Genomic DNA, 25,792 nt, shown 5'->3' on the forward strand with positions numbered 1-25,792 from the left:
GATGCACTGAGATGTCTGTCGTTGGGTATGGGACGTGCAGTGCGGCCGAGCATGACTCGAACGGTCCTCGTAGCGGTGCTCCTGTGCGCGGGCGTCGGGAAGGCTCAAGGCGTGGAGGCCTCGTCGGTGCCGCAGGCCCCTCGCGCGGAGCGCGCCGGGCTGGCCATCTGGACGGCCTCCTTCATGGATTGGAGCCTGCTGCTGGTGGGGCCAATCCTGGGCGTGGGCCTCAATGTCTCGCTGCCGGTGGGCATGAACGTGCCCTTGACGGATACAACGGACGGAGTCTTCGAACTCCGACCCATGCTGGCGCGCAAGAGGTGCACCAATTTCCACGGAGACGCCATGCCCCGTTGCGGCACCCTGCAAGCCCTCCGGGCCACGGTGGGCCTGGCGTGGACGCCCTGGCCGGGCGAGCGCGGCGATGGCTTCTTCATCCAGCCCAAGCTGAGTGGCATGGTGACGCATCAGACCGTGCGTGGGACGGAAATCCCAGTGACGGCGGAGGGCACGAGGATGGAGACGGGCGGACAGGTCTCCCTCGGGTTCGACGTGGGGTACCGGAAGACGTCCCGCCGCTCGCGTTCTTTCCTGGCCCCGGTGATCGGCGTTGGCGTGGGCTATAGCTGGAACCAGCAGCGCGAGCGAGTCGACCCCGGGTGGCTCTTTGCCCGGGAGCAGGCGCGTGGCTGGAAGGACAAGTTCGTCGTGGACCTGAACCTGGACCTCTTGCGGTTCGGGGCCACATTCTGACGGCCGGGGGAGCTGCGTCAGTATCTGGATTCAACGCCGACCTGTGACAGGCGAAGTCCATGCCCGGCGTGAATTTGCACTGGGAAAGCAGTCGCCCGCGTCTGCGACGTAAGGGGTTCCCGAGGGATTGCACCCCCGCACGCTGGCGCCCACAATGCGACGCGTCTGGATTGTCAGATGGAGCATCATTCCCCGTTTTGAGCCCGGATCGGGCACGGCCGGATGCGACTCTCACTCACCCATAAAATCACCCTGGCGCCCATCGTCGTGGCGCTCCTGTTCGTCCTTCTCTCCCAGGGCTACACCGTGCCTCGGCTCCAGGAGGCCTTCGAGGCGCAGGGGCGGGAGCTGAGCGGCGCGCTGCCGACGGTGCTCGCCGCCGCGGTGGCGGACGGCATGAAGCGGAGCGCGCACGACGAGGTCCAGCAGACGCTGGAGGCCGTGGCTCGGCATGGTGGGGCGGCCTACGTCGCCGCGTTCGACGCGGGTGGGACGTTGGTGGGCGTGGCCGGTGAGAAGGCCCAGATGCTGCGGGATGCCCGCGAGCAGTTGAAGTCCTCCGAGGGAGGGCTCGTCCTGCGGGATGGGGACACGGAGCTGCAGGACCTGGTGGCGCCGGTTCCAGGTGACGCCGGCAGGGTCCACGTGGGCTTCGACCGCACCCATGCGCGTGGGCTCGTGGAGGGGGCGCTCGCGAACGTGGGCATCACCGCGCTGGTCGCGCTGCTCGTCTTCACCGCGGCGGCCTTCCTGGTCAGCCGCGCCATCGTGTCACCCCTGATCCAGCTCTCCGCGGCGGTCCGTCATATCGCCGAGCGCGGCGACCTGCGGCAGACTATTCGCATCGACTCGGATGACGAGGTGGGGCAGCTCGCGCGGGCCGTGGGCATGCTGGTGGGCAAGCTGAAGGAGCTGCTGCATCAGCTCCAGTCCTCCACGGAGCTGCTCAGCGACTCGGTGTCGGGGCTGACGGAGTCGGCGGACCAGCAGAATGAGATGGTGACGCGCCACGCGGCCGCGCTGCAAGAGACGCAGGTGACGGCGCAGGAGATTCGCCAGACGGCGATGCTGGCGTCGGGCTCCGCGGAGTCCGTCATCCAGGTGGCCGAGCGCGCCGAGCAGCTGAGCCGCACCGGAGAAGAGGCCGTCTCGGCGAGCATCGACGGCATGGAGGAGGTGCGCAATCAGGTGGCGGAGATCGCCGCGCGCATCACCGCCCTGGGCGAGCGGACCAAGCAGATCAGCGGCATCACCGAGACGGTGAAGGACCTGGCGGACCAGTCCCACCTGCTGGCCGTCAACGCCGCCATCGAAGCGGCGCGGTCCGGGGAGCACGGCAAGGGCTTCGTCGTGGTGGCGAAGGAGATTCGCGCGCTGGCGGACCAGTCCATCCGGGCCACCAACCAGGTTCGGCGCATCCTCCAGGACATCAATCAGGCCATCATCGGCACGGTGGAAATCACCGTCGAAGGCACCGAGCGCATGGAGGCGGGGCTGACGCAGGTCCGCACGTCCGGCGAGACGCTGAAGCAGCTCACCGCCATCGTCGAGGACAGCACCGCGGCGGCGCGGCAGATCGCGCGGACGGTCAGCCAGCAGGCCACGGGCATCGAGCAGATCTTCACCGCGGTCAACGAGCTGAACACCCTGATGACGGACACCGTGTCCCGCATCTCTACGACGAGTGACTCCGCCATGTCCCTGAAGATGCTCTCCGAGCGCGTCTCCCAGGTCGTCCGCGCCTACAACGTCTGATGGCGCCGCCGGAGCAGCGGTGAGGTTCTTCGACCGCTACGACGCGGACTGAGCGGCCTTCTTCGGTGACGTGTGTTTCGTGGCGCGGGGGCGCTTCGCGCTCAGGTGCACCTCATCGCTCCGGCAGACGCGCACATGGAGGAAGCGCTGGAGCTGGGAGAGCGCCAGGTCATGGTCGTTGTCGCTCTCCGCCGCGCAGCAGTCGCTCAGCACCGTGAGCTGGTATTCGTGCATGTGCGCGTCATGGGCGCTGAAGAAGATGCACAGGTTGGTGGCCAGCCCCGCGAGGATGAGCTTCCGGGTGCCCAGGTGCTCCAGCAATGGCACCAGGGAGGTGGCGAAGAAGGCCGAGTGCTTGGGCTTGAGGATGAAGTAGTCATCCGGCTGCGGCTTGAGGGCCCGAGCGACGTTCCGGCCCCGGCTCCCTTTGCGGGTGCAGTGGTCGTAGGTGTCGCGGAAGTTGCTGCGCCAGTACCCGAAGTTGTCGTTGACGTAGATGACAGGGACGCCGGCCCGCCGCATCCTCGCCGCGAAGGGGCCCAGCCGTTCCACCATGCGCAGGGCCCACGGGAGGACATTCTCCCCGCCAGGGAAGTCCAGGTCGTTGATGACGTCGATGATGAGCAGGGCCGTGTCGGAGCGTTTCCCCGCTGACATCCGCTGCCGTGGCTTCGTGATTCCGGCCTTCCGCGTCACATCCACCCCGTCTTCAGGAGGCTGCTGCGCGGAAGGGTAAGCACGGCCCCGGGGGACGGCGAGTCACCTCCGTCAGCGGGACTCCGCCTTCTTGTAGCGCAGGCGCTTCATGGCCTCGAAGCGGGCCCTGTCCTTGGGCGGCGTGGTGGCCACCAGCCCGTCGAGCATGCGCTTCGAACTCTGGAAGATTTCCTCGACGGCGACCTCGAAGGCGTCGGTGTTCTGCTTCGACGGCGTCCGCGTCCCAGCAATCTTCCGGACGAATTGAAGCGCCGCCGCGCGGATGTCGGCATCGGTGGCGGGAGGCGCGAAGTTGAACAGGGGCTTGATGTTCCGGCACATGCCCTCAGGGTAAAGCGAGTCCGGAAAACAGGCCATGGCCTGCCGCCGGCGGACGGCCGCCGAGGCGAAGCGCTCAGCGCAGGGTCCCCATGACTTTCAAGAACTGGGCGTGGGCGGTGTTCAGCTCTTCGAGTGCTTCGATGTAGCCACGGCGCCCATCCAAGGCCTCGCGCCGGATGATGAGCAGTTGCAGGGAGTCCACCTTGCCGGCACGGTAGGCCTCGGTGACGAGGTTCAGGTTCTCCTGGAGCGCGGCGAGCACCTCGGCGTCGAACAGCTCCGCGGCCGCCTGGGCGGACTGGTACCGACTGAGCGCGAGTTCGACCTCGGCGCGGACGAAGCGTTCGGTGGCGGCGAGCCGCTGCTGGGCCCTCCGTTCCCTCGCGACGCTCGCGCCTCGCTCGGCCTGGTTTCGGTTGAAGACGGGCAGGTCGATGTTGATCGTCCCTTGGATGATGGTGTCGTTCTCCTCCCGGCCGTAGGCCAGACCCACGCTGGGGCGGGGCAGGGCGTCGCGGCTGGCGAACCGGAGCTCGGCCCGGGCCGCTTCCCATTCGGCCCGGGCGGCTTTCACATCCTGGCGCTGACCGGAGGCTCGCTCGACGAGCACCGAGAGCGCGGGCTGGGGCGTCACCTCTGTCCGGAGCGCGTGCTCCAGGGTGATGTCTTCGTTGGGGTCCATGCCCAGCAGGAGCTTCAGCTCCGCCAGGGCCTGGTGCCGCAGCCGGGTGGCGCGGACCTTCTCCTGCAGGGCCCGGCCTCGCTCCACCGTCGCGATGTTCATCTCGATGTGGGAAGCGGCGCCTGCCTCGAGCCGCTCCTTCGCGACCTTGCGCCCTTCCTCCGCGAGCCCCAGCGCGTCTTCGCTCAGCCGCAGCGCTTGTTCGGACGCCAGCGCCCGGCCGAAGGCCTGACGCACGTCCGCGGCCAGCTCCACCTGGAGGGATTCCAGTCGGAACCGGCTGGCCTCCGTGGCGGCGCGCGCGGCGTCCTTGCGCGCGCGTCGCTGTCCGAAGATCTCGAGCTGCTGGCTGATGCCCACGTTGAGTTCAAGCGTGTCTCCCTCGTCGCGCAGTCGCGGACCCACGGCGGCCTGGAGCTGCGGATTGCTTTGAAGCGGGAGGTCCGCGCCCTCCCACCGCGCCTGCGCGGACGCGGCTTCGGCGCGGCCTTCGATGAGGCGAGGACTGTGTTCGAGCGCGAGCGTGACGGATTGCTCCATCGTCAGGGGGCGAGCCGAGAGGGCCGGCGTCGGAACGAAGAGAAGCAGGAGGGGCAGGACGCGCATCACGGAGTCCTCCTGAAGACCGAGTAGAGGACTGGGAGCACCACGAGGGTGAGCAGGGTGGACGACAGGACGCCTCCAATGACGACCGTGGCCAGGGGCCGCTGGACCTCCGCGCCGACGCCGGTGTTGAGCGCCATGGGCACAAAGCCGATGGCGGCCACCGCGGCGGTCATCAGCACGGGCCGCAGCCGGGACACGGCTGCCTGGCGGATGGCTTCGCTCAGGGCCTGGCCTTGCTCCAGAAGGGCGCGGACCCGTGAGACGAGCACCATGTCCCCCAGGACCGATACGCCGGACAGGGCGATGAAGCCCACGGCGGCGGAGATGGAGAAGGGCAGGCCCCGCAGCAGCAGCGCGAGCACACCGCCCACGAGCGCGAAGGGGACGCCCGCGAAGATGCGCACGGCGTCCAGGACGCGCTGATAGGTGAGGTAGAGCAGCAGGAAGATGAGTGCCAGCGCGACCGGCACCACGATGAGCAGGCGCGTCTGTGCGCGTTCGAGGTGTTCGAACTGACCGCCGTAGCGGACGTAGTAGCCCGCGGGCAGCTCCAGCTTCTCGTCGAGCGTGCGGCGGACCTCCGCGACGAAGCCGCCGAGGTCGCGGTCTCGCACGTTGGCCTGGACCACCAGCCGCCGCTTGCCCCACTCGCGCTGGATGGTGGTGGGGCCGGACGTCTCCTTCATGGTCGTCAGCCGTCCCAGGGGAACGCGCTCGCCGCCGGGCGCGGCCACGGGGATGGTGGCGAGCCGCGTGGGCTCCTCGCGGTACTCCTCGGAGAGGCGCACGGCCAGGTCGAAGCGCCGCTCGTCTTCGCGCACCTCGCCGACGATGCGCGTGCCCACTGCTTCCACGACGTCGAGGACGGAGCGGGCGGGAATCCCGTAACGGGCCACCGCGGCCCGGTCCACTCTGATTTCCAGCACGGGCTGGCCCGTCACCTGCTCCACGGTGACGTCGGCGGCACCGGGAATGGCCTTCACCAGCGTCTCCAACTCGCGGGCCTTGGCCTTGAGCACGTCGAGGTCATCCCCGAAGAGCTTGATGCCGACGTCGCTTCGCACGCCCGCGATCATTTCGTTGACGCGCATTTCAATGGGCTGGAGGAAGGCCATGCGCATGCCTGGGAGGTCCGCCAGTTCGGCCTTCATCTCGTTCACCAGCTCCTCCTGGGTGGTGGCCCGCTTCCACTGCGCTCGGGGCTTGAGGGTGATGAAGACGTCGGACAGCTCGACGCCCATGGGGTCCGTGGCCACCTCCGCGGTGCCGGTCCGGGTCCAGACGCGTCGCACCTCGTCTGGGAACCGGGACAGCAGCACCCGCTCTATCTGGCTGCCATAGCGGATGGATTCGGAGAGGGAGACCTCCGCCAGACGCACGGTGTTGATGACGAGCGTGCCTTCGGACAGGCGGGGGACGAACTCGCTGCCGAGGCGCGTGGCGGCGAGGGTGGCGCCCACGATGAGGAGCGCGGCGGCGGTCAGGGTGACACGCGCGTGGGCCAGCGCCCATTCGAGGACGGGCCTGTAGATTCGCTGGAGCCAGCGCATCAGCCGTGGCTCATGGTGAGGGCCACCGCCTCGCTTCAGCGCGAAGGAGGCCAGCACCGGCATCAGCGTCATGGAGAGCAGCGCACTGCCCAGGAGCGCGAAGATGACGGTGAGCGCCATGGGGCGGAACAACTTCCCCTCCACGCCTTCGAGGGCGAGGATGGGCAGGTAGACCACCATGATGATGAGCTCGCCGAAGAGCGTGGGCTTGCGGACCTCGATGGCGGCATCCCGCACCACCTCCAGCAGGGAGCGTCCGTCCCGGGCCTCGGAGAGTCGCCGCTCCGCGTTCTCCACCATGATGACGGAGGAGTCGACGACGAGCCCGAAGTCGATGGCGCCCAGCGACATGAGCGTGCCGGCGATGCCGAAACGCAGCATCGCGTTGAAGGCGAACAGGAGCGACAGCGGAATGGCCGCCGCCACGATGAGGCCGGCGCGCCAGTTGCCCAGGAAGATGAAGAGCACCGCGATGACGAGCAACGCGCCTTCCAGCAGGTTGGTCCGGACGGTGCGCAGCACGTGGTCCACCAGCTCGGTGCGCTCGTAGACGGGCTCCAGGCGGACGTCCTCGGGAAGCGTCCGCTGGATGTCCGCCAGCCGCTGGGCGAGCGCCTTCGTCACCGTGTGGGAGTTCTCGCCTACCAGCATGAAGCCCAGGCCCAGCACGGCCTCGCCCTCGCCATCCGCGGTGGTGGCGCCGCGCCGGATTTCATGGCCCACCTCGACGCGCGCCACGTCCCGGATTCGGACAGGGACGCCGTGGTGCGCCGCGATGACCACGTCCTCGATGGCGTTGCCGTCCGCGAGCACTCCCACCCCGAGCACGAGCGTCGCCGTGCCGCCCCGCTCGAGCACCCCGCCCCCGACGTTGGCGTTGTTCTCCTCCAGCGCCCGGTAGATGTCTCCGAGGGACAGGTTGAACTGCTGCAGGCGGCGGGGGTCGACGATGACGTGCCATTGCTTCTCCTCGCCGCCCCAGGCATTCACCTCCGCCACGCCCGGCACGCTGCGCAGTTGGGGCGCGATGACCCAGTCGTGCAGGGTGCGCAGCTCCTCGAGGCTCTTCGTCCGGCTCTTGACGAGATAGTGGAAGACCTCGCCCAGGCCGGTGGCGACGGGCCCGAGCGTCGGGGGCGCGATGCCCGCTGGCAGCTGCACCCGGCTCAGCCGTTCGGACACCTGCTGCCGCGCGAACCACAGGTCGGTTCCGTCTTCGAACTGGAGGGTGACCTGGGAGAGGCCGAACTTGGAGATGGAGCGCAGCTCGCTGACGCGAGGCAGGCCCGCGAGCGCCTGCTCCACGGGGACGGTGAGTTGGCGCTCCACTTCGTTGGGCGTGAGCGCCGGTGCGACGGTGTTGACCTGCACCTGCGTGGGCGTCGTGTCCGGGATGGCGTCGATGGGCAGCGCCCGGAAGGCGAGCAGGCCCGAAACGATGAGGGCCCCCGTTCCCAGGAGGACGGCCCAGCGGTGGGACAACGACCATTCGATGAGCCGGGTGAGCATGGCGGCTACTCGCCTCCCGCCGTCTCGCAGCAGCCCGCGCCGATGGAGTCCTTGAGAATCTCCGTCTTGAGCAGGAAGGCGCCGGTGGTGACGACCTCCACCCCCGCCGACAGGCCCTTGACGATTTCCACCTCCTCGCGCGTGCTGGCGCCCAGCTCCACCGCGACGGGCTCGTAGAGCCCCGGCTGCTTGCGCACGAAGACCAGCGTCTGGCCTTCCGCGCGCTGGATGGCCGCGTGGGGAACCAGCACCGCCTCATGTTCCGGGGCGACCTGCACCCGGGCCCTGAGGAAGAGCCCGGCCTTGAGGGCTCCGTCGGGGTTGGGCAGTTCGACCCGGGCGCGCACCGTGCGGGAGGCCCGGTCCACCGACGCGCCCACGCGGGCGAGCGTGGCGTCACGCGTCTGGCCGGGCATGCTTTCGAAGGTGAGGGTGACGCGCTGTCCCGCGCGAACCTGGGCCGCGTCCGCCTCCGGAATCTCCAGCAGGGCCCACATGGTGCTCAGGTCCGCCACCTGGATGAGCGGCTGTCCAGCAGATGCATGGCGTCCGGCGACGGCGTCTCGCGCCACCACCGTCCCCGCGAAGGGCGCCGACAGGGCATAGGTCCCCTGCGGGCCCTGGCCATTGGCGCCCGCGGCGGAGAGCGCCGCGCGGGCGGCATTGCGCTCGGCCTCGGCCGCCGCGACCTCCGCCTGGGCGGTCTCCACGTCTTTTCGTGCGCTGATTCCGCTCGTGGCCAGCCGCTGCTCGCGCTCGAGCGCCGAGCGCGCCACCGTCAGCCGCGTCTGTGCCGCCGACAGCCGCCCCTGGTCCGCGCCCACGGCCCCGGAGGTGACCAGCACCAGTGGCTGGCCCGCCTTCACCTCGTCGCCGACGTCCACGCGGACGTCCGTTATCAGCGCCTCGCTGCGGGCGGACAGCTGCGCCAGCCGGTTCTGGTTGAAGTCGAGCTGCCCGACGACGTCCAGGGTCCGGGCAAAGGGCCGCTTCACCGCGCGACGTGTCTGGATGCCAGCCTCGCGGACCGTCTCGGCGGACGCGAGGCGGACGCGCGTGCCCGGTTCGGGGAAGGTGGGGGGCTGGGCGCCCGCGGCCTTCACCAACTCCGGGTGGCAGTACGGGCAGACGGACTCCGGGAAGCCGTGCTCCCGGCAGTAGTCACCGGCCTCGATGAATTTCGCGACCAGCGACGGGTTGCATTTGGTGCAGCGGGACTCGGGGACCGCGTGCTCCTTGCACCAATCCTTGGGGGCGGTGTCCCGCGCGGTGAACGTGAGGCCCGGGTTGCATTGGAAGCACTGGGATTCGGGCACGCCGTGCTCACCGCACCAGTCGTCCTGGTCCTTGAAGACGTCGATGAGGTCGGGGGTGCACCGGGTGCACAGCTCCGCGGGGACGCGGTGCTCACAGAGTGCGGGCTCGGACGGGGTGGACGTGCCTCCCGAGGCGGCTGGAGCCGGTGAAGGCGCCTTCGCCGCAGGGGGACTCGCTGGTTGGCTGCAACTGGCGGCGCTCAGTGCCAGCAGCACCGCCAGGACGCTGGGGCCGACTCGGGAGGCACGCATCTACTTCACGCCCTTCTTGGAGAGTTCCGGGTTGCAGAGGACGCACTGGGATTCGGGCCGCGCGTGCTCGGGGCACCAGTCACCCTTGGCCTTGAAGACGGGGGCCAGCTTCGGGTTGCAGCGGGCGCAGAGGCTCTTCTGGACGCCGTGCTCGCAGCGCGGCTTCTCGGACCCGGCCGCCTGGGGCTGCTGGGCGGGCTTGCTCTCGTCGGCCAGGACAGGAGCGGCGAACAGGGACAGGACGACGGACAGCGTACGCAGCGAGTGCATGATGAGGCGCTCCTGCCGGGGCGCGTGCCCACGGCGGTGGTGGCCCGCGCGAAGGTGCGCGGGAAGGTCGGACAGGGCTTGGGCGGTGCGGGATGACGTGCGCGCACGTCCGGCCACGGCCCTCGCAAGACACACGTCTCCCGTGAAGGGCGGTGTCAGGCTCTGGGCGGCTGGAAGATGTCGGTCCCCACGCTGGAGAGCGTGGGCTCATCCACGCGCGAGGGGATGGGTAGCGGCCGGGGCGGCGGGACGAGACGCGCGTGGGGCGACGCGGGAGCGGGGGCGGCTCTCAGTGGGCAGCACACGCACAGCACGCAGTTGGGCGAGCAGTCCTCGCATTCGTCGGATGCCTCTTCCGCGCATTCGTCGTGCACGTCCGACGCCAGGGCCAGCGTCTGGAAGACGCCGCCCGTCATCAGGACGAGGAGCACGGCGAGAAGTCGCAGAAGGGACTGCATCCAGGACCGGCTTATTAAATGGGGCTTGGTGGTGTCAATCCAGCGGGCGAGGCGCTGAGGGTGGGGGCTCGCGTATCAGGCGCTCCAGCAGACGACGCATCGCGCTGGAATCCCATTCCCGCGGGCCCGAGAAGCGGGCGACCTGGCGGCCGTCGACCAGGAGGACGCTGACGGGAAGCAGGTTCACGCCGAACGCGTCACCGGCTCGTTTGTCCACGTCGAGGCGCAGGTGGAGCGGCGCGGGTGGAGGCCCCTTGAAGAACGACTCCACCGCCTGGGGCGTCTCGTCATGGCTGAAGACGACAACCTGGAGGTCCTCGGGGGGCGCTTTGGCCAGGGCGACGAGCTGGGGTGTCTCCTGCCGGCAGGGCGGACACCACGACGCCCAGAACACGATGAGCAAGGCGCGGGAGGGCGGCACGTCCGCGACGGTGGGCGCGGTCCCCTGGAGCCGGACATAGGCCGGTGGGGGCTCGCTCTTGCATGCCCAGGTCAGCGACGACAGGCCGAGCAGAAGCAGGCGCAAGGCGGTGGGGGGGCGCATCAGGGGCTGAGACCTCGAGGCGTGCGAGCGTCCCCGAAGGTACCACGTCCCCGTGGCTTGAGTATTCAAGTGTTCTATTGAATAGTTCCGTTCGTGACGACACCCCATCGACGCTTCAAGGACGCCATCTACGAACAGTTCGCCCGGCTCGGTAAGGCCGTATCGGCGCCGAAGCGGCTGGAGCTTCTGGAGCTGCTCAGCCAGGGGCCGCGGACGGTGGAGTCGCTCGCGGGGCAGGCGGGCCTCTCGGTCGCCAACGCGTCCCAACATCTCCAGGTCCTTCGCGCCGCGCGGCTCGTCGATGCGGAGAAGCGCGGCCTCTATGTCGAGTATCGCCTCGCGGACGATGACGTCTGGCGGTTCTTCCTGTCGCTGCGCGGGCTCGCGGAGGCGCGTCTGGCCGAGGTCGAGCAGGTCACCCGCGAGTACTTCACGCGGCGGGGCGCGATGGAGCCCGTCGAGGGGCCGGAACTCCTCCGGCGGGTGAGGGCCGGAGACGTCACCGTGCTCGACGTCCGCCCGGTGGAGGAGTATCGGGCGGGCCACATCCCCGGTGCGATTTCCATCCCCGTCAGCGAACTCAAGGCGCGGCTCGACGAGTTGCCGAAGGGCCGCGAGGTCGTCGCCTATTGCCGTGGCCCCTACTGCATCATGGCGGTGGAGGCGGTCGAACTGCTCCGCAAGCGGGGCTTCAATGCACGGCGCCTGGAACAAGGCGTCATCGACTGGCGTGCCCGCGGCTGGCGCGTCGAAAGCGAGGCCGCACAGTCATGATCTTCCGGCGTGACGTGGCGGGCCAGACCGCAGCGCGCCGCGCGGCGCCGGACGTCCGCCTGGGACTGAGGGAGAACTGGAAGCAGTTCTCCCTGCTCATGCTCACCAATGCCTTTGTCGGCGGCATGGTGGGCATCGAGCGCACCGTCGTCCCGCTGATGGGCTCCGAGGTGTTCCACATCGCGTCCACCACGCTCATCACCTCGTTCATCGTCAGCTTTGGTGTGGTCAAGGCGTTCGCGAACCTTGTGTCGGGGCAGTTGGCGGATTCCTGGGGGCGCAAGCGGGTCCTCGTGGCGGGCTGGCTCGTCGGCCTGCCGGTGCCCTTCATGCTCATGGCCGCGCCGGACTGGGGGTGGGTGATTGCCGCCAACGTCTTGCTGGGGTTGAGCCAGGGGTTCACCTGGTCGATGGCGGTCGTCATGAAGATCGACCTCGTCGGCCCGAAGGGACGCGGGCTGGCGGTGGGCCTCAACGAGTTCGCCGGGTACCTCGCGGTGGGGGCCACGGCTTTTCTCACCGGCGTGCTCGCGAGCCATTACGGACTGCGTCCCGTTCCGCTCTACGTCGGCGTTGCCTACGCCGTCATCGGGACCGCCCTGTCCATCCTGCTGGTGCGGGATACGGGCGGGCATGTTCACGCGGAGGCCAGGGCCGCGAGCCCCGTGGAGGCGTCCTTGGGCTTCCGTGAAGTCTTCGCGCGCACGACGTTCCGGGACCGCAACCTGTTCGCAGCCTCGCAGGCGGGGTTGGTGAACAACCTCAATGACGGGATGAGCTGGGGAATCTTCCCTCTGTTCTTCACGTCGCTGGGGCTCGGCATCGAGCGGATTGGCATCCTCAAGGCCGTCTATCCGGTGGTGTGGGGCGGGCTTCAGGTTGTGACGGGCCCCCTGAGCGATCGGTGGGGCCGCAAGGGGCTGATTGTCGCCGGCATGTGGGTGCAGGCCGCGGGGCTCGCCCTGACGGCGTGGGGCGGACGGTATGTCTGGTGGTTCGCCGGGAGCGTCCTGCTGGGGATTGGCACCGCCCTGGTCTATCCGAGCTTGATCGCGGCGGTCTCCGACGCCTCCCAGCCCGCGTGGCGCGCGCGTTCGCTGAGCGTCTACCGCTTCTGGCGTGACCTGGGATACGCCCTGGGGGCCTTGCTGGCGGGCCTCATCGCGGACCGCTTCGGTTTCGAGTCGGCGATTCTCGCCGTCGCCGTCGCGACCTTCATGTCCGGCACGACGGTGGCCGTGGTCATGCGTGAGGCGCCGCCGGCGGTCTGTGGTCGCGGGAGCGCCGGAGGTCGCGGCCTCGACGGGCTCCACGTGCCATGAAGGTCAGGAGCGCGCTTCGATTGGCGTGACACCCGGGGAGGCGCTGGGCACCGTGCGACTGACCCGGACCAGGCCGGAGCCCACGAGGGAGCTCCGGCCCGGTGGTGTTCAGCGACTAGAGCTTGGCCGCCGTCGCGCTGAAGGCAGCGCAGGCGGCGGGCACCGCGAAGCCGTTGGTGGGCGTCGTGCCGCCGGAGCCACTGGACACGGCGTTGGTGCCCATGCCGAACGCGGCGAAGGCCGTCCACAGGCGGCAGACGTCCTCGCCACCGTGCAGGGTGGTGGCCGCGGTGATGATGCCGTCACGCACCTGGGTGAAGGTGGGGCTGCACGGCGTGTTCTTCAGGCCCTGGGTGAAGTACAGCATCATGCGCTGGTTACCCGCGGTGCCCGTGGCGTCGTACAGGTTGGCGCTGAAGCCGTGGTGATTGACCAGGGCCCAGTAGGCCTCCCACATGCCCTGGGCGAACACGGCACCCACGCCGTGCGGAACCGCCATGCCGTTGATGCTGGCGTAGGTCCAGGTGTTGACGGTGCTGCTGGTGCTGTAGCGCTGGGGACGGATGCCCGCGCCCGTGGTGGGCTGGTTCAGGGCGTAGGTGCCCACGCCGCGGCCCTGCGCGCCGGTGTCCGTCGCCTTCGCGGTGTAGAAGAGCGACAGGAAGTCGCTGATGCCCTCGCCCGGCTGCTGGCGGTTCGACAAGCAGGACACGTTGCTGGGGCCGCCCACGAGGCGGTTGGAGATGCCGTGGCCGTACTCGTGGACGATGATGCCGGCGTCCAGGTCTCCGTCCTTGTTCGGCGTCACCGTGTTCCAGCGGTACATCTGCATGCGCGGCCGCTGGCCGTCCGGCGGGGTCATGAAGTTGGCGTTGTTCATGCCGCCGCCGTCCTGCGCCTCCGCGCGGACGTCGTCGTTGCCGGCGCCGCCCCGGCCGTAGTTGTTGACCTGGAAGTTACCGGACGCCTCATCGAAGCCGTACTGGTACTGGACGTCGTGGATGATGTTGTTCCAGTAGAACAGGTTGGTGACGGCCGCGGGGATGTACGTGGAGGGCGCGCCCGTGAGGGTGATGGGGAAGTCGCAGTGGATGGCCGCGGTGCAGTCGGGCTGCACGGCGGGCGGCAGGCCATCGTTGTTGGTGTCCTCGTAGGCGTGGACGTTGTTGCCGCGGAGGGTGGTGTACTCCGCGCCGGCTGCGCCGTTCGTATCGTGCCAGCCGTAGGGTGACGCCGTGGCGTTGGCGGGGTTGGAGACCAGCACGCGCCCGTCCGCCGGCGGCAGCGGCGTGGTGTGGTTGGGGCTCTCCACCGGCATGGGATAGACGCGGTAGGTATCATCGGCCGCCACCCAGTCGAAGCGGGTCCAGACCTCGCCCGTGGCCGCGTCCACCGTGACGTCGTAGGCGTGGTCGTTGTCCAGGGTGTGGACCTGGAAGCGCCACACCAGCCGTGCCTCACCACGGCGAACTGGCAGCACCGCCAGCTCCGCGTCGATGGGCTCGGTGGACAGGCCTTCCACCGCCACGCGCGTGCGCTGACGCGCGCCGGGCTCGGCCTTCAGGGACTGCGGCGCCGCGGAGATGCGGACGCCCAGGTGCTTCGCCACGCCCACCACCGCATCCGCGGCGCTCAGGCGCGGCGTGGTGCCGGCGAGCGAGGACTCCAGGGCCGGGAGGAAGTCGCTGTGCACGCTGAGCACTCGGCCGTCGCGGTCCACGTTGATCTGAAGCTGGCCGTTGTAGACGGGCAGGCCCCGGTACGTCTGGCGCAGGTACAGGTTGGTGACGCCGCTCACCTTCGAATAGACGCGGTCCGTCACCTCGAGGTTCGCCAGGTCGTTGAGCCCCAGCCCGAGCGCGTCCCGGTGCTTCTGGACGAAGTCCAGGCCAATGGCCATCGGGTCCCCGCTGCGCGGACCGGAGAGCGCACCCACCGGATTGGTGAGCGAGCGCACCAGGCCGTTGGACTCGTCGAACTCCACCATCAGTTCCGGCACGGCCTGCCGCAACGCGGCCTGGCTGGACGTCTGGGCAGACGAGATGCCAAACCGTGCCTGCGCGTTGTAGGCATCACGCGCATCGTAGTTACGAACGCCTGCCTCCGAATGGACTGCCATTGCAGCGGAACCCGAAAGGGTTCCCACGAGAAACACCGCATGAAAAAGGCGCCTTCGGTAAGGACCTGAGGACATGTCGTGCTCCTGCACTGCGGGTTGACCGAGCTCCTCTAGGAGCTACGGTGCTGGCACGGCAGAAATCACACTTTAAGTGAAAATAGCAAATCACCAGCTAATCTGGAATTCTGCGGTTTTGTGCAACGGATTTGCACAGTCCCGCAGTATGACAAGCAATGACGCTGTTACGTCTTTTGAATGTCAATCATCCAACGCGGCGCGGTGAGCAGGAATTGGCCGCGGAAGCAGGCGCGACAGCAGCGCGCTCACGGAGCGCACGGGGTGGGCGCCGGGCTCGGGGATGCGCGCCGTCAACAGGGCCGCGCCCAGGCGGGCCACAGAGGACAGCACGAAGAGCACGTGCAGGTTCGCCCAGACGTGGCCGCCCAGGGTGAACTGGGTGGGCAGGGCGGCGGCGATGGCGCCTCCCAGCGCGGCCGCGGCGGCATAGGCCAGGCCGCCGGCGGTGGCGAAGGCGGCCAGGTAGAAGGGACGGTTCTTCCGGGGCGCGACCGTCAGGGGCAGCTCGAAGATGGCCAGGCCGTGGCCGCTCCACAGCGCCCCGGCGAGGAGGACGTCGAAGAGCAGGGGCCACAGCGTCCCCGCGGAGGGCAGCAGCCACAGGGCGGGGATGGTAGCGATGCCCAGTGAGCACGCCATCAACACGGGCTGGGCGCCGCAGCGGTCAATCGCGCGGCCCCAGAGTGGCGCCGCCAGGATGCGCACGCCCGCCACCGCCGCGGCATGCAGCGCCATGATGACGAAGGTCATCTTGAGGTTCTGGAGGCTGTGCAGCGCGAAGAAGGGCGCGGACACCCCCACCGCCGCGTTCCAGGCCACCTGGTAGGTGAGCACCCGGCGCGCGTTGTCATCCTTGAAAGGGACCAGCGCGCCCTTGAGCTCCAGGGGCGGCGTGGTGCCCGGGGGCGCCGGGTCGTGCTGCGAGGCCATGAACAGGGTGGTGACGATGCCCATGACGCACGCGCCCAACGCGAGCAGCGGAAGGGCCACGCCCACGCCGCCCGCGGGGCGCAGCCGGTCCATCAGGAGGCCCGCGCCCAGGGAGGCCAGCGTGCCCGCCAGCGTAGTGAGCGCGGTGCGGCGTCCGAAGAAGCGGCCCCGGACGGCGCGGGGCACCAGCTCCCCCATCCACGCCACCCAGGCGTTGTTGCCCACCACGCTCAACGCGGCGGAGATGCCGGCCACCGTCAGCAGCAGGTGCTGCTGGGATTCGAAGGGCAGGCCCAGCCAGGGCAGCACCGCCAGGGGGAACATCACCACGCGGGACAGGCACACCGCGGTGAGGGCCACGCGCCGGTGGCCGAAGACGCCCGTCAGCCAGGCCGCGGGGAACTGCACGAACTGCGCGAAGAAGGGCAGGGCCGTCATCACCCCGACGAGGAAGGGCCCCAGCTTCAGCGCGATGGCCCAGGCGGTGAGCACCGTCGCGCCCGCGCACGCGGTGAAGACCTCCGAGAACATGCCCTCCACCACGGACACGCCCAGCGTCCGGCGCAGCCGGCCCTGCTGGGGGCGGACCATGGGCCCGGGGCCGTCCGCGGGCGGCGCCCCCAGGAGCGGCGCCGTCGAACCGGGCAGGGACGCGCCGGGTCGGAACAGCGGAACCGCGGAAGCAAGGGAGGCGAAGCTGAAGCTGCGGAGAAACTGCCGACGGAGGGCTGCGCGAGTCACAGGTCCGCGTTCTGTCGCACGCTCCGCCGGGCCCTCTCAATCCACCCCCGGTGGGCCCCAGAGTGCCCGGCCGCTCTCCGGGCGAGTGCGGCGCGGCTGTCCCACATGCTCCGGTACCCGTTCGCGCCCGGCTGCTGGGCAGCGCTGGAATCAGGTGCAGTTCAAGCGGTCTTGAACTATATGAACGGACGAGGAGACGGCGCACTATGGATCTGGCTCGGGAGCTGACGGATTTTCTGGGGGCGGTGGAGCAGCGGCTTGGCAGCACCCTGGTGGATGGCGATGCCGGTCCGGACGTGAAGGGCGACACGCTGATGGAGGCGGCCCGCCACCTGTGCCTGGGCAGCGGCAGCAAGCGCGCGCGCCCCATGCTGGCGCGGCTGTTCGGCGGCGCGGTGGGAGTTCCGGCGGAGCGGCTGGTGGACGTGGCCGTGGCCGCGGAGCTCATCCATTCCGCCAGCCTGCTGCACGACGACGTGGTGGACGCGGGCATGTTCCGCCGGGGCCGGCCGACGGTGAACGCGCGCTGGGGCAACATCGTCGCGGTGATGAGCGGCGACCTCATCCTGTCCACGGGCCTGTACCAGCTGTCCCAACTGGACGCGCGGCTGACGCGCAGCGCGCTGTCGGTCGTCTCCGAGATGACCCGCGCCGCCATCGCCGAGGTGGAGGCTCGCGGCGACCTGGACCTGCCGCTCAACCGGCTGCGCTTCATCGCCGAGGGCAAGACGGGCTCGCTGTTCGGCTGGTGTGGCAACGCGGCGGCGACGCTGGCGGAGCACCCCGAGGCGGTGGAACGTTTCGACGGCTTCGGGCGTCACCTGGGCGTGGCGTTCCAGATCGCCGACGACATTCGCGACATCCTGGGCACGGACGTGGGCAAGCCGCGTTACGCGGACGTGCACTCGCGCACGCCGTCCATGCCCATCCTCCTGGCGGTGGCCAAGGATGAGTCGCTGCGGCGCAAGCTGAAGGACGCGTGGGCGTTCTCGGCGATCACGCCGGAGCGCACGAAGGAGATTGGCGCGGCCATTGAAGCCACGGGCGCGGTGGATGCCTCCATGGCGCGGATGAACGTCGAAATCGAGGCGGCGCTCGACAAGCTGGGCCACTTCGCCAAGGAGCCCGCGGGCGCGGAGCTGGTGAGCTGGGCGCGGAGGCTGTCGGCCGGCATCGCGGAACAAGTCCAGGGGCGCGCTGCATGAAAGGCTACCTGTGGACGGGGGGACCCGGTAGCTCGGCCTCGGAGGCGCCGCCAGCGGATGGCCGGCTGGCGCCCTGGGAAGCCATCGCGGTGGACGCGGTGGGCAATGTCATTGAGTTCTGGGGGTTCAAGCGCAACCAGGGCCGGGTCTGGGCCCTGCTATACCTGCGCGGTGAGCCCCTGACCGCGGGCGAAATCGAGCGCGAGCTGGACCTGTCCAAGGGCGGGGTCTCCATGCTGCTGCGCGACTTGGAGCGCTGGGGCGTCATCCAGCGCGTGCGCCTGCCCCAGGACACCGTCTGGCGTTACGGCGCGGAGAACGACCTGGTCCGGATGGTGACGCACGTCATCGAGGAGCGCGAGGCGGGCTTCGTCGCGCGCATCCGCGCCGACCTGGCGGAGGCCCGGCGGCTGGCGGAGACCCAGTCGGGGCTGCCCCCGGACCGGCTTCAGCGGTTGGAGAAGATGGCCACGCTGGCCGAGCACGTGGAGCGCGCGCTGCGGCTGTTCATCAAGACGTCCCGGCTGGATGTGTCCGGTGTGCTGTCCGTCTTCCGGGACGAGGCCACCGGGGGACGCCGGGGCTCCAAGTAGTCAGTCAAAGGGGCGGACATGGATTCGCATTACGATCAGGTGATGAAGGCGCGTGCGGGCGCGGACCCGTCGGCCACGCGCCTGTACTTCGCGTACTCGACCATCCTGGACCGCGCCGCGTTCGAGGAGTGGCGGTCCCAGCACAGCTACGACTTCTTCGAGCTGCCCGAGGGGCGGCTGGCCGAGGCCGTGGATGTCGATCTGGTCTATGACTTCCCGTCGCGCTGGTGGGGTGGGCGCGTCGCGGGGCTGACGGATTCCGCGGGCCAGAAGGTGTACGGCCGCCTGTTCGAGATTCGCGGCCAGGACTGGCCCATCATCCAGCACAAGGAAGGCTTCGTGACGAGCATGTGCGTGGAGCGGCCGGTGCGCGTGCGCGTGGATGGGCAGGAACTGGAGGCCACGGCGTTCGTCACGAATCCGCGGCGTGCGTCGGCGGACGGCCCGGTCAGCACCCGTTTCGTGGACGCGCTGGTGCGCGGTGCCCTGGCCGCGGGCCTGCCAGCGGACTACGTGGAGCGGCTGAAGCGCGGCGAGTAGCCCTCGCGGGCGTTCCGTAAGCCCTCGGACACAATCCAGCGTGGTGCCTTCCCTCCGCGCTGGGAGTGCGCAGCTTGGGCGGCGCGTATGTTCTTCTTCTTCTCGAACCGGCTCGGCTGTATCGGCAGCATCCTGGTGTCCATCGCCCTGAGCGCGGTGCTCTACTTCCTGTTCATGCGCTGAGGCCCGGCCCCTGGGCAGGCTCACGGCTTGCCGTGCCACAGGTCGTCCGAGTCCTCGGAGTCCAGTGGATGGATGGTGATCTCACGCCCGTCCTTGTCGGGCGTGCTGCGCACCGCCTCCGTCTCGTCCGGCGTTCGAGGCGCCCGCTCCGAGAAGCTGTCGTTCTGGAGGTGGCGCTGACGCTGCTCACTGGTCCCGCCGTACCCCTCGATGATCTTCTTCTTTGTCATCCCCGTCCTCCTGGTGCGTCGATCGCCCAGAAGTAGGCTGGGGTCGGATGGAGGAGGGAGCAAGCGGCACGGCCTGCTCGCCTGGTGTGCGGGCGGTGTATCGGGGGTTGGCGGGCAGTGCCTACATGCACAAAACATCAGGTGTTTTCAGGGGGCCTGAGACCATCGTTCCTACATGAACGTCAGGGCAGGGGCCCGGCGATCATGATCGGGGGTGATTGACTGCCTGGATGTTCAGTGGGTCATGCGGTGGTTGGTCCGCCAAGGCCTACATGAACGCGCTATCAGGCATTTGGCCTCATGTTCGCGGTGTCGCTGTGAGCGGGCTTCAGTGACACACCGGGTTCTGGTTGCTGCCGATTTGCTGATGACGTGTTCAGAGGGGCGAGTACCCTCGATTGCATCAATGCCCACATGGTCGTGTGTTCAGTGTCGCGCGGAGTTCTGATCGCGGCCTGTTTGCTGATGGTATGTTCAGTGGTCCGGATGGCGCTGTGGACGCGAATGCCTACATGGTAGCGCGTTCAGTACCGCGTATCGGCCTGAACGCGGCATGTTGCTGATTCAATGTTCAGTGGTTCGGGCGTCGTCTTGGGTATTCATGCCTACATGGCAGTGCGTTCAGTGCGCCGCTCGGCCGAGCGCCGTCTTCGGGCTGGCTGGATGTTCAGTGGTTTTTGGCACCCCGTATTGAGATGCCTACATGGTCATGCGTTCAGTGTTGCCACAGAGGCTGATCGCCGTCTTTGGGCTGATTGGATGTTCAGTGAGTTTTGGCACCCCGTGTGTCGAATCCTACGGGCCTGCTCGTTCAGTGCCTGGCTGGTTCCCTTTCGCTGACGGGATGCCCAGTGATTTCAATGCACTCTGACGGGTCGTGCATGGGATTAATGTCTGTGATTGATGTTTGTCTTTGATGTTTTTGTTGGCATTCATTGCGAAGAGTCATTGAGGGGCCCGCTGGAGCGCAGGCTGGTTCACGCGCGGGGCGGTGGCTGCTCTGGTGGGAGACCCACCATGGCGAAGACGAACGACACCAGGCGGCGAGCAAAGCCCGTCGCCGTCGCCCCCAGTTCGCACACTGTGCCTCGACGCAGGAACCAGGAGTCCGCGGTGATGCTGTGGTGAACGCCCCTGTGTCGAGGGATTGGCTCAGCCCGGCGTGAACCACAACACGGACAACGGGGGCAGGGTGAGGGTGGCCGAAGCCGGCTGGCCATCCCAGCCCGTGGGTTCGGTGTGAATCTGGCCCATGTTGCCCAGGTTGGAGCCGCCGTACTGCTCGGCGTCCGTGTTGATCAACTCCACGTAGCGGCCCTGGAACGGGAAGCCCACGCGGTAGTTCTCCCGCACCGTCGGCGACAGATTGGCGATACACACCACATGCCGTCCTGGCTGACGCGCGCGCCGCACGAACGCGAACACGTTGTACGCGGCCGAGTCCGGCTGGAGCCACTGGAAGCCCATGGGCTCGCCGTCCGCGTCGTGAAGCGCGGGCATGTCCCGGTAGATGCGGTTCAGGTCCGAAACCAGCTGAAGGATGCCGTGGTGCCCCGGGTCGTGCGTCAGGTGCCAGTCCAGGCTCTTGTCGTGGTTCCACTCGGCCGGCTGGCCGAACTCGCCGCCCATGAAGACGAGCTTCTTGCCCGGGTGCGCCCACATCCATGCGAACAGGGAGCGCAGGTTGGCGCGCTTCTGCCACGGGTCGCCCGGCATCCGCCCGTACAGGCTGCCCTTGCCGTGCACCACCTCGTCATGGCTCAGCGGCAGCATGAACTGCTCGCTGAACGCGTACAGCAAGCCGAAGGTGAGCTGGTTGTGGTGGTACTGCCGGTAGATGGGGTCCTTGGAGAAGTACGACAGCGTGTCGTGCATCCACCCCATGTTCCACTTGTAGTCGAACCCCAGGCCGCCTTCGGACACCGGCGCGGACACCTTGGGCCAGGCCGTGGACTCCTCGGCGATGACGACGACGCCCGGGTGCTTGCGGTGGACCGTTTCGTTCAGCTCGCGCAGGAAATGGATGGCCTCTTCGTTCTCCCGGCCGCCCCAGCGGTTGGGAATCCACTCGCCCTGCTTGCGGCTGTAGTCGAGGTAGAGCATCGACGCCACCGCGTCCACGCGCAGTCCGTCGATGTGGTACTCCTCGATCCAGAACAACGCGTTGGCGATGAGGAAGTTGCGCACCTCATTGCGGCCGAAGTTGAAGACCAGCGTGCCCCAGTCCGGCTGCGCGCCCTTGCGCGGGTCGGCATGCTCATACAGGGCCGTGCCGTCGAACTGCCCCAGGGCGTGCAGGTCGCGCGGGAAGTGTCCGGGCACCCAGTCCACGAGCACCCCGATGCCTTCCTGGTGCATGTGGTCGATGAAGAAGCGCAGGTCATCCGGGTGGCCGAAGCGCGCCGTGGGAGCGTAGTAGCCACCGACCTGGTAGCCCCAGGAGCCACCGTAGGGGTGCTCGGCCACGGGGAGCAGCTCGATGTGGGTGAAGCCGGTGAACTTGATGTACTCGGCCAGCGCGGGAGCCAGCTCCCGGTACGTCATGGGCCGGTCGCCGTCTTCCACCACCCGGCGCCAGCTGCCCAGGTGGACCTCGTACACGCTCCACGGCTGGTGATGGACGTCCCGCCGCTGCGCGCGTTGCTCCAGCCACGCCGCGTCGCCCCAGGTGTAGCGCGCCAGGTCGTGCACCACGGAGGCCGTGGCGGGGGGGACCTCGGTGCGGAAGGCGAACGGGTCCGCCTTGAGGACGTTGGGCCCGCCCTGGCCGGGGCGAATCTCGAACTTGTACCGGGTGCCTTCGCCCACCTCGGGGACGAAGAGCTCCCAGATGCCGGAGGAGCCCATGCGGCGCATGGAGTGCAGCCGGCCGTCCCAGCCGTTGAAGTCACCGACCACGGACACGCCCGCCGCCGTGGGGGCCCACACCGCGAACGAGGTGCCGCGCACGCCGTTGTGGTGCAGCAGGTGCGCGCCCATGCGCTCCCAGAGCCGCTCGTGGCGGCCTTCACCGGCGTAATACAGGTCCATCTCCCCCAGGGTGGGGAGGAAGCTGTACGGGTCGCGCAGCGTGAAGACGCGCTTGCCGGGGTACTCCACTTCCAGCAAGTAGTTGAACGTCTGGTCCTTGCCGTTGATGCGGGCCTCGTAGACGCCGCCCAGCCGGTGCGTCATCGCGACGCGGCCGCCGGATTCCGGCAGCACGTGGATGGCCACGGCGTCCGGGCGGAAGGCGCGAATCACCACGCCATCCCCATCCGGGTGGATGCCCAGGACAGAGTGTGGCTCCGGATGCCTCAGCTCCACGACACGCTGAAGCTCCGCGTCGACCTGGGCCTTGTCGGCTGGCTTCCTCACTTGGGTGCCTCCATACGCAAGAGGGCCTGGACGGGGATGCGCACCCAGTCGGGCCGGTTCTGCATTTCGTATCGGACTTCGTAGAGGAGTTTCTCCAACTCGAACGCACGCAGCATCACGTCGAAGGTGTCTTCGTCCGTGGGCAGGAAGGGCGCGCCGCGCGTCACCTGCCGATAACCTTCCACGAAGGCGTCGCGGATGGTGTTCATGCGCTCGTGGGGCGTGCCACCCTCCAGTGCAACCGTCGCCTCCGCGTAGTCGAACGAGCGGATCATCCCCGCCACGTCGCGCAGCGCGCTGTACTTCTCCCGGCGGGTGGTGAAGGAGCGCGCGGGCTCGCCTTCGAAGTCGAAGATGATCCACTGGTTGTTGGCGCGCAGCACCTGCCCCAGGTGGAGGTCGCCGTGGATGCGAATCTTCTGGCCGGAGGGCGGCACCTGCGCCAGGCGCTTCGCGTACTCGATGAGGTCGTCGCGCCGGTTCTCCAGTTCCGGGTACTGCCGGCTGGCGTCCGCCAGCGTCACGCCCAGCTCCCCGACGATGGAGGCGCTCCAGCGCTGGAGGTCCTCTTGCAGCAGCGGCTCCGGCGTGAAGGCCGGGTCTTCGTCGGTCGCCGAGGCGAACGCCAGGTGGAGCTCGCCCAGACGCGAGCCCAGATCGCGCATCTCCGACTGGAAGCGCTCACCCACGGCACGTTCCTGGCGCAGCCGGTCCAACGTGTACTTCCAGCCGTCCGTCGCGTCCGGCACGAAGCGGTGGGCCACCGCGAGCGTCGCGCCCGCCGCCCCTTCCAGATGCAGCGCGCCCACCAGCGTGGGCGTGGCACGGAACGACGTCTTGGTCGCGAGGAAGCGGCCCACCTCATGCTCCGGATTCACGCCGGCTTCCAGCTTGCGGATGATCTTCAGGATGACTTTCTCACCCAGCACCACCGAGGTGTTGCTCTGCTCCACCTGCAGCCGCCGCACCTCTGGTGACTCCGAGAGGGCGAGCAAGCCGTCCTGACCGCCAATCCATTCGCCTTGCACGCGGCCGGACGCGGACGCCACCTGGCCTTCGGTTCGGATGAGGTCGAAGAGGCCGCGCAGGCATTCGTCGCTCTCCAGCGCGTCTCGCACGCCTTCGGTGGAGGGATGGACGGGCAGCAGGTAGCGCTCCGGGCTGCCCAGTTCGTAGATGACCTCCACCACGGCGAGGCTGAAGGTGCAACCGCCCGATTCGACGGTAGCGTGGTCCATCACCGTGACGTGCTTGATGGGCCAGGCCTTGCCGCTGAACCAGCGCTGGTGCTTGAGGTAGTCAGGGAGCTTGGTCAAATCGAGGGTTGTCATTCGAGGCTCCTCACCTGCTGGGGCCTGTCCAGCCGGAACCACAGGAACATGAAGGGGCCCATGGAGAGCTGATACGGCAGCTCACTCACCCGCGGGAAGGGGGTTTCTCCAATCAGCTCTACCGGCACGGCGCCCTCCCACTCACGCATGTCGAGCACCGCGGGCTGGGCGAAGCGTGACAGGTTGCACACCACCAGAACCGTCTGGCCCTCCCATTCACGGATGAAGGCCAGCACCTTGCGATTGTCCGTCTGGAGGAAGCGCAGGTTCCCCAAGGAGAAGACGGGGTAGCGCTGGCGGATGCGAATCATCCGCTTCACCCAGTGCAGGAGGCTGGACTTCACCCGCTCCTGCGCTTCCACGTTGATGGACTGATAACCGTACACCGGGTCGGCGATGACGGGCGCGTACAGGCGTGCGTAATCCGCGCGGCTGAAGCCCGCGTTGCGGTCTCCCGTCCATTGCATGGGCGTGCGCACGCCGTTGCGGTCGCCGAGGTAGATGTTGTCGCCCATGCCAATCTCGTCGCCGTAGTAGAGGACGGGCGTGCCGGGCAGGGTGAAGAGCAGGCTGTGCATCAGCTCGATGCGTCGGCGGCCGTTGTCCATCAGCGGCGCCAGCCGGCGGCGGATGCCCAGATTGATGCGCATGCGCGGGTCGGTGGCGTATTCCCGGTACATGTAGTCCCGGTCCTCGTCCGTCACCATCTCCAGCGTCAGCTCGTCATGGTTGCGCAGGAAGATGGCCCACTGGCAGTTGTCCGGGATGTCCGGCGTCTGCTGCATGATTTCGACGATGGGCGTGCGGTCCTCGCGGCGCACCGCCATGAAGAGGCGGGGCATCACCGGGAAGTGGAAGCCCATGTGGAACTCATCGCCGTCGCCGAAGTACACGCGCACGTCGGCGGGCCACTGGTTCGCCTCCGCCAGCAGCATCTTCCCCTGGTATTCGGAGTCGATGGTCTTCCGCAGGCGCTTGAGGAAGGCGTGCGTCTCCGGGAGGTTCTCGCAGTTGGTGCCTTCACGCTCGAAGAGGTAGGGCACGGCGTCGCAGCGGAACCCGTCCACGCCCATGTTGAGCCAGAAGCGCATGACGTCCAGCATGGCTTCCTGCACTTCGGGGTTGTCGTAGTTGAGGTCCGGCTGGTGGCTGAAGAAGCGGTGCCAGAAGTACTGCTTGGCCACCGGGTCCCACGTCCAGTTGGAGCGCTCCGTGTCCAGGAAGATGATGCGCGCGCCCTTGTACTGCTCGTCGGTGTCGCTCCAGACGTACCAGTTGCGCTTGGGGCTGTTGGGGTCGCTGCGCGCTTCCTGGAACCAGGGGTGCTGGTCACTGGTGTGGTTCACCACCAGCTCGGTGATGACGCGGATGTCACGCTTGTGCGCCTCATCCACCAGCCGCTGGAAGTCCGCGAGCGTGCCGTAGTCCGGGTGGACGCCGTAGAAGTCCGCGATGTCGTAGCCGTCGTCGCGCAGCGGCGAAGGGTAGTGGGGCAGCAACCAGAGGCAGTTGATGCCCAGGTCCTGGAGGTACGGAAGCTTTTCAATCAGACCGGGGATGTCCCCGTGGCCATCTCCGTTGGAGTCATGGAAGGCACGAAGGTGCAGCTCGTAGATAAGGGCTTTCTTGTACCAGAGGGGATCCAGGTCCATACGC

General features: G+C 68.4%; 21 protein-coding genes. 7 read left to right on the plus strand and 14 right to left on the minus strand.

Annotation, left to right across the window (positions count from 1 at the left end; all coding sequences use genetic code 11):
* Positions 1–51: 51 nt before the first annotated feature.
* Both BHS09_RS18440 and BHS09_RS18445 read left to right on the plus strand, forming a co-directional pair.
* On the plus strand, positions 52–753 hold the full coding sequence (locus BHS09_RS18440) for a hypothetical protein (RefSeq protein WP_237078385.1): 702 nt from the start codon (positions 52–54) through the stop codon (positions 751–753).
* A gap of 222 nt (positions 754–975) precedes the next feature.
* Complete coding sequence (locus BHS09_RS18445; RefSeq protein ID WP_140791730.1) at positions 976–2,508, plus strand: methyl-accepting chemotaxis protein; 1,533 nt, start codon at positions 976–978, stop codon at positions 2,506–2,508.
* A 36-nt stretch (positions 2,509–2,544) separates the two neighbouring features.
* On the opposite strand, the gene BHS09_RS18450 is transcribed toward BHS09_RS18445, so the two are convergent.
* From BHS09_RS18450 to BHS09_RS18485, 8 genes are all read right to left on the minus strand, one after another.
* Positions 2,545–3,165: a cysteine hydrolase family protein gene (locus BHS09_RS18450; RefSeq protein ID WP_140798471.1), complete on the minus strand. Its 621-nt coding sequence runs from the start codon at positions 3,163–3,165 to the stop codon at positions 2,545–2,547.
* 111 nt (positions 3,166–3,276) lie between these two features.
* Complete coding sequence (locus tag BHS09_RS18455; RefSeq protein ID WP_026114134.1) at positions 3,277–3,546, minus strand: DUF2277 domain-containing protein; 270 nt, start codon at positions 3,544–3,546, stop codon at positions 3,277–3,279.
* A gap of 73 nt (positions 3,547–3,619) precedes the next feature.
* A complete protein-coding gene (locus tag BHS09_RS18460; RefSeq protein WP_140798472.1) occupies positions 3,620–4,834 on the minus strand; it encodes a TolC family protein in 1,215 nt (404 codons plus the stop codon).
* Positions 4,834–7,893 carry an efflux RND transporter permease subunit gene (locus BHS09_RS18465; protein ID WP_140798473.1) on the minus strand — a complete coding sequence of 1,020 codons (3,060 nt, stop codon included), beginning with the start codon at positions 7,891–7,893 and terminating at the stop codon, positions 4,834–4,836. The genes BHS09_RS18460 and BHS09_RS18465 overlap by 1 nt, the downstream gene beginning before the upstream one ends.
* 5 nt (positions 7,894–7,898) lie before the next feature.
* Positions 7,899–9,461 (minus strand): efflux RND transporter periplasmic adaptor subunit, encoded by a 1,563-nt coding sequence (locus BHS09_RS18470; protein ID WP_140798474.1) that lies wholly within the window; start codon positions 9,459–9,461, stop codon positions 7,899–7,901.
* The gene (locus BHS09_RS18475) at positions 9,462–9,731 is read right to left on the minus strand and encodes a hypothetical protein (protein WP_140791740.1); all 270 of its coding nucleotides are present in this window, start codon (positions 9,729–9,731) and stop codon (positions 9,462–9,464) included.
* A gap of 155 nt (positions 9,732–9,886) precedes the next feature.
* Positions 9,887–10,189: a hypothetical protein gene (locus tag BHS09_RS18480; protein ID WP_140791741.1), complete on the minus strand. Its 303-nt coding sequence runs from the start codon at positions 10,187–10,189 to the stop codon at positions 9,887–9,889.
* Positions 10,190–10,223: 34 nt separating this feature from the next.
* Entirely contained in the window at positions 10,224–10,733 is a 510-nt protein-coding gene (locus BHS09_RS18485) for a TlpA family protein disulfide reductase (protein WP_140791743.1), read from the minus strand.
* Between the two features lie 93 nt (positions 10,734–10,826).
* Here BHS09_RS18485 and BHS09_RS18490 point away from each other — a divergent pair, with 93 nt between their 5' ends.
* A complete protein-coding gene (locus BHS09_RS18490) occupies positions 10,827–11,507 on the plus strand; it encodes an ArsR/SmtB family transcription factor (RefSeq protein ID WP_174260562.1) in 681 nt (226 codons plus the stop codon).
* Complete coding sequence (locus tag BHS09_RS18495; RefSeq protein ID WP_140798476.1) at positions 11,504–12,829, plus strand: MFS transporter; 1,326 nt, start codon at positions 11,504–11,506, stop codon at positions 12,827–12,829. The genes BHS09_RS18490 and BHS09_RS18495 overlap by 4 nt, the downstream gene beginning before the upstream one ends.
* Positions 12,830–12,944: 115 nt before the next feature.
* On the opposite strand, the gene BHS09_RS18500 is transcribed toward BHS09_RS18495, so the two are convergent.
* Positions 12,945–14,948 carry a M36 family metallopeptidase gene (locus BHS09_RS18500; RefSeq protein ID WP_237080422.1) on the minus strand — a complete coding sequence of 668 codons (2,004 nt, stop codon included), beginning with the start codon at positions 14,946–14,948 and terminating at the stop codon, positions 12,945–12,947.
* A 258-nt stretch (positions 14,949–15,206) separates the two neighbouring features.
* Positions 15,207–16,697, minus strand: coding sequence for an MFS transporter (locus BHS09_RS18505; RefSeq protein WP_140791751.1), 1,491 nt, complete (start codon positions 16,695–16,697; stop codon positions 15,207–15,209).
* A 206-nt stretch (positions 16,698–16,903) separates the two neighbouring features.
* Between BHS09_RS18505 and BHS09_RS18510 the strand changes: the two genes are divergently transcribed.
* The 3 genes from BHS09_RS18510 to BHS09_RS18520 are packed head-to-tail and all read left to right on the plus strand — an operon-like array spanning position 16,904 to position 19,035.
* Positions 16,904–17,902: a polyprenyl synthetase family protein gene (locus BHS09_RS18510; protein ID WP_140791753.1), complete on the plus strand. Its 999-nt coding sequence runs from the start codon at positions 16,904–16,906 to the stop codon at positions 17,900–17,902.
* Positions 17,899–18,495, plus strand: a complete 597-nt coding sequence (locus BHS09_RS18515; protein WP_140798478.1) for a GbsR/MarR family transcriptional regulator — start codon at positions 17,899–17,901, stop codon at positions 18,493–18,495. Before BHS09_RS18510 ends, BHS09_RS18515 begins: the two co-directional genes overlap by 4 nt.
* 18 nt (positions 18,496–18,513) lie before the next feature.
* Positions 18,514–19,035 carry a gamma-glutamylcyclotransferase gene (locus BHS09_RS18520; protein WP_140798479.1) on the plus strand — a complete coding sequence of 174 codons (522 nt, stop codon included), beginning with the start codon at positions 18,514–18,516 and terminating at the stop codon, positions 19,033–19,035.
* Positions 19,036–19,238: 203 nt separating this feature from the next.
* Here the strand turns inward: BHS09_RS18520 and BHS09_RS18525 are convergent, their stop codons facing one another.
* The 4 genes from BHS09_RS18525 to treS form a co-directional block, all read right to left on the minus strand.
* Positions 19,239–19,448, minus strand: coding sequence for a hypothetical protein (locus BHS09_RS18525; protein WP_140791759.1), 210 nt, complete (start codon positions 19,446–19,448; stop codon positions 19,239–19,241).
* 1,152 nt (positions 19,449–20,600) lie between these two features.
* The gene (gene glgB, locus BHS09_RS18530) at positions 20,601–22,805 is read right to left on the minus strand and encodes a 1,4-alpha-glucan branching protein GlgB (RefSeq protein WP_140791761.1); all 2,205 of its coding nucleotides are present in this window, start codon (positions 22,803–22,805) and stop codon (positions 20,601–20,603) included.
* The gene (locus BHS09_RS18535; protein ID WP_140791762.1) at positions 22,802–24,136 is read right to left on the minus strand and encodes a phosphotransferase; all 1,335 of its coding nucleotides are present in this window, start codon (positions 24,134–24,136) and stop codon (positions 22,802–22,804) included. Before BHS09_RS18535 ends, glgB begins: the two co-directional genes overlap by 4 nt.
* The gene (treS, locus tag BHS09_RS18540; RefSeq protein ID WP_140791763.1) at positions 24,133–25,788 is read right to left on the minus strand and encodes a maltose alpha-D-glucosyltransferase; all 1,656 of its coding nucleotides are present in this window, start codon (positions 25,786–25,788) and stop codon (positions 24,133–24,135) included. Before treS ends, BHS09_RS18535 begins: the two co-directional genes overlap by 4 nt.
* Positions 25,789–25,792: the final 4 nt, after the last annotated feature.

This window comes from Myxococcus xanthus (assembly GCF_006402735.1).
Lineage (GTDB): Bacteria > Myxococcota > Myxococcia > Myxococcales > Myxococcaceae > Myxococcus > Myxococcus xanthus_A.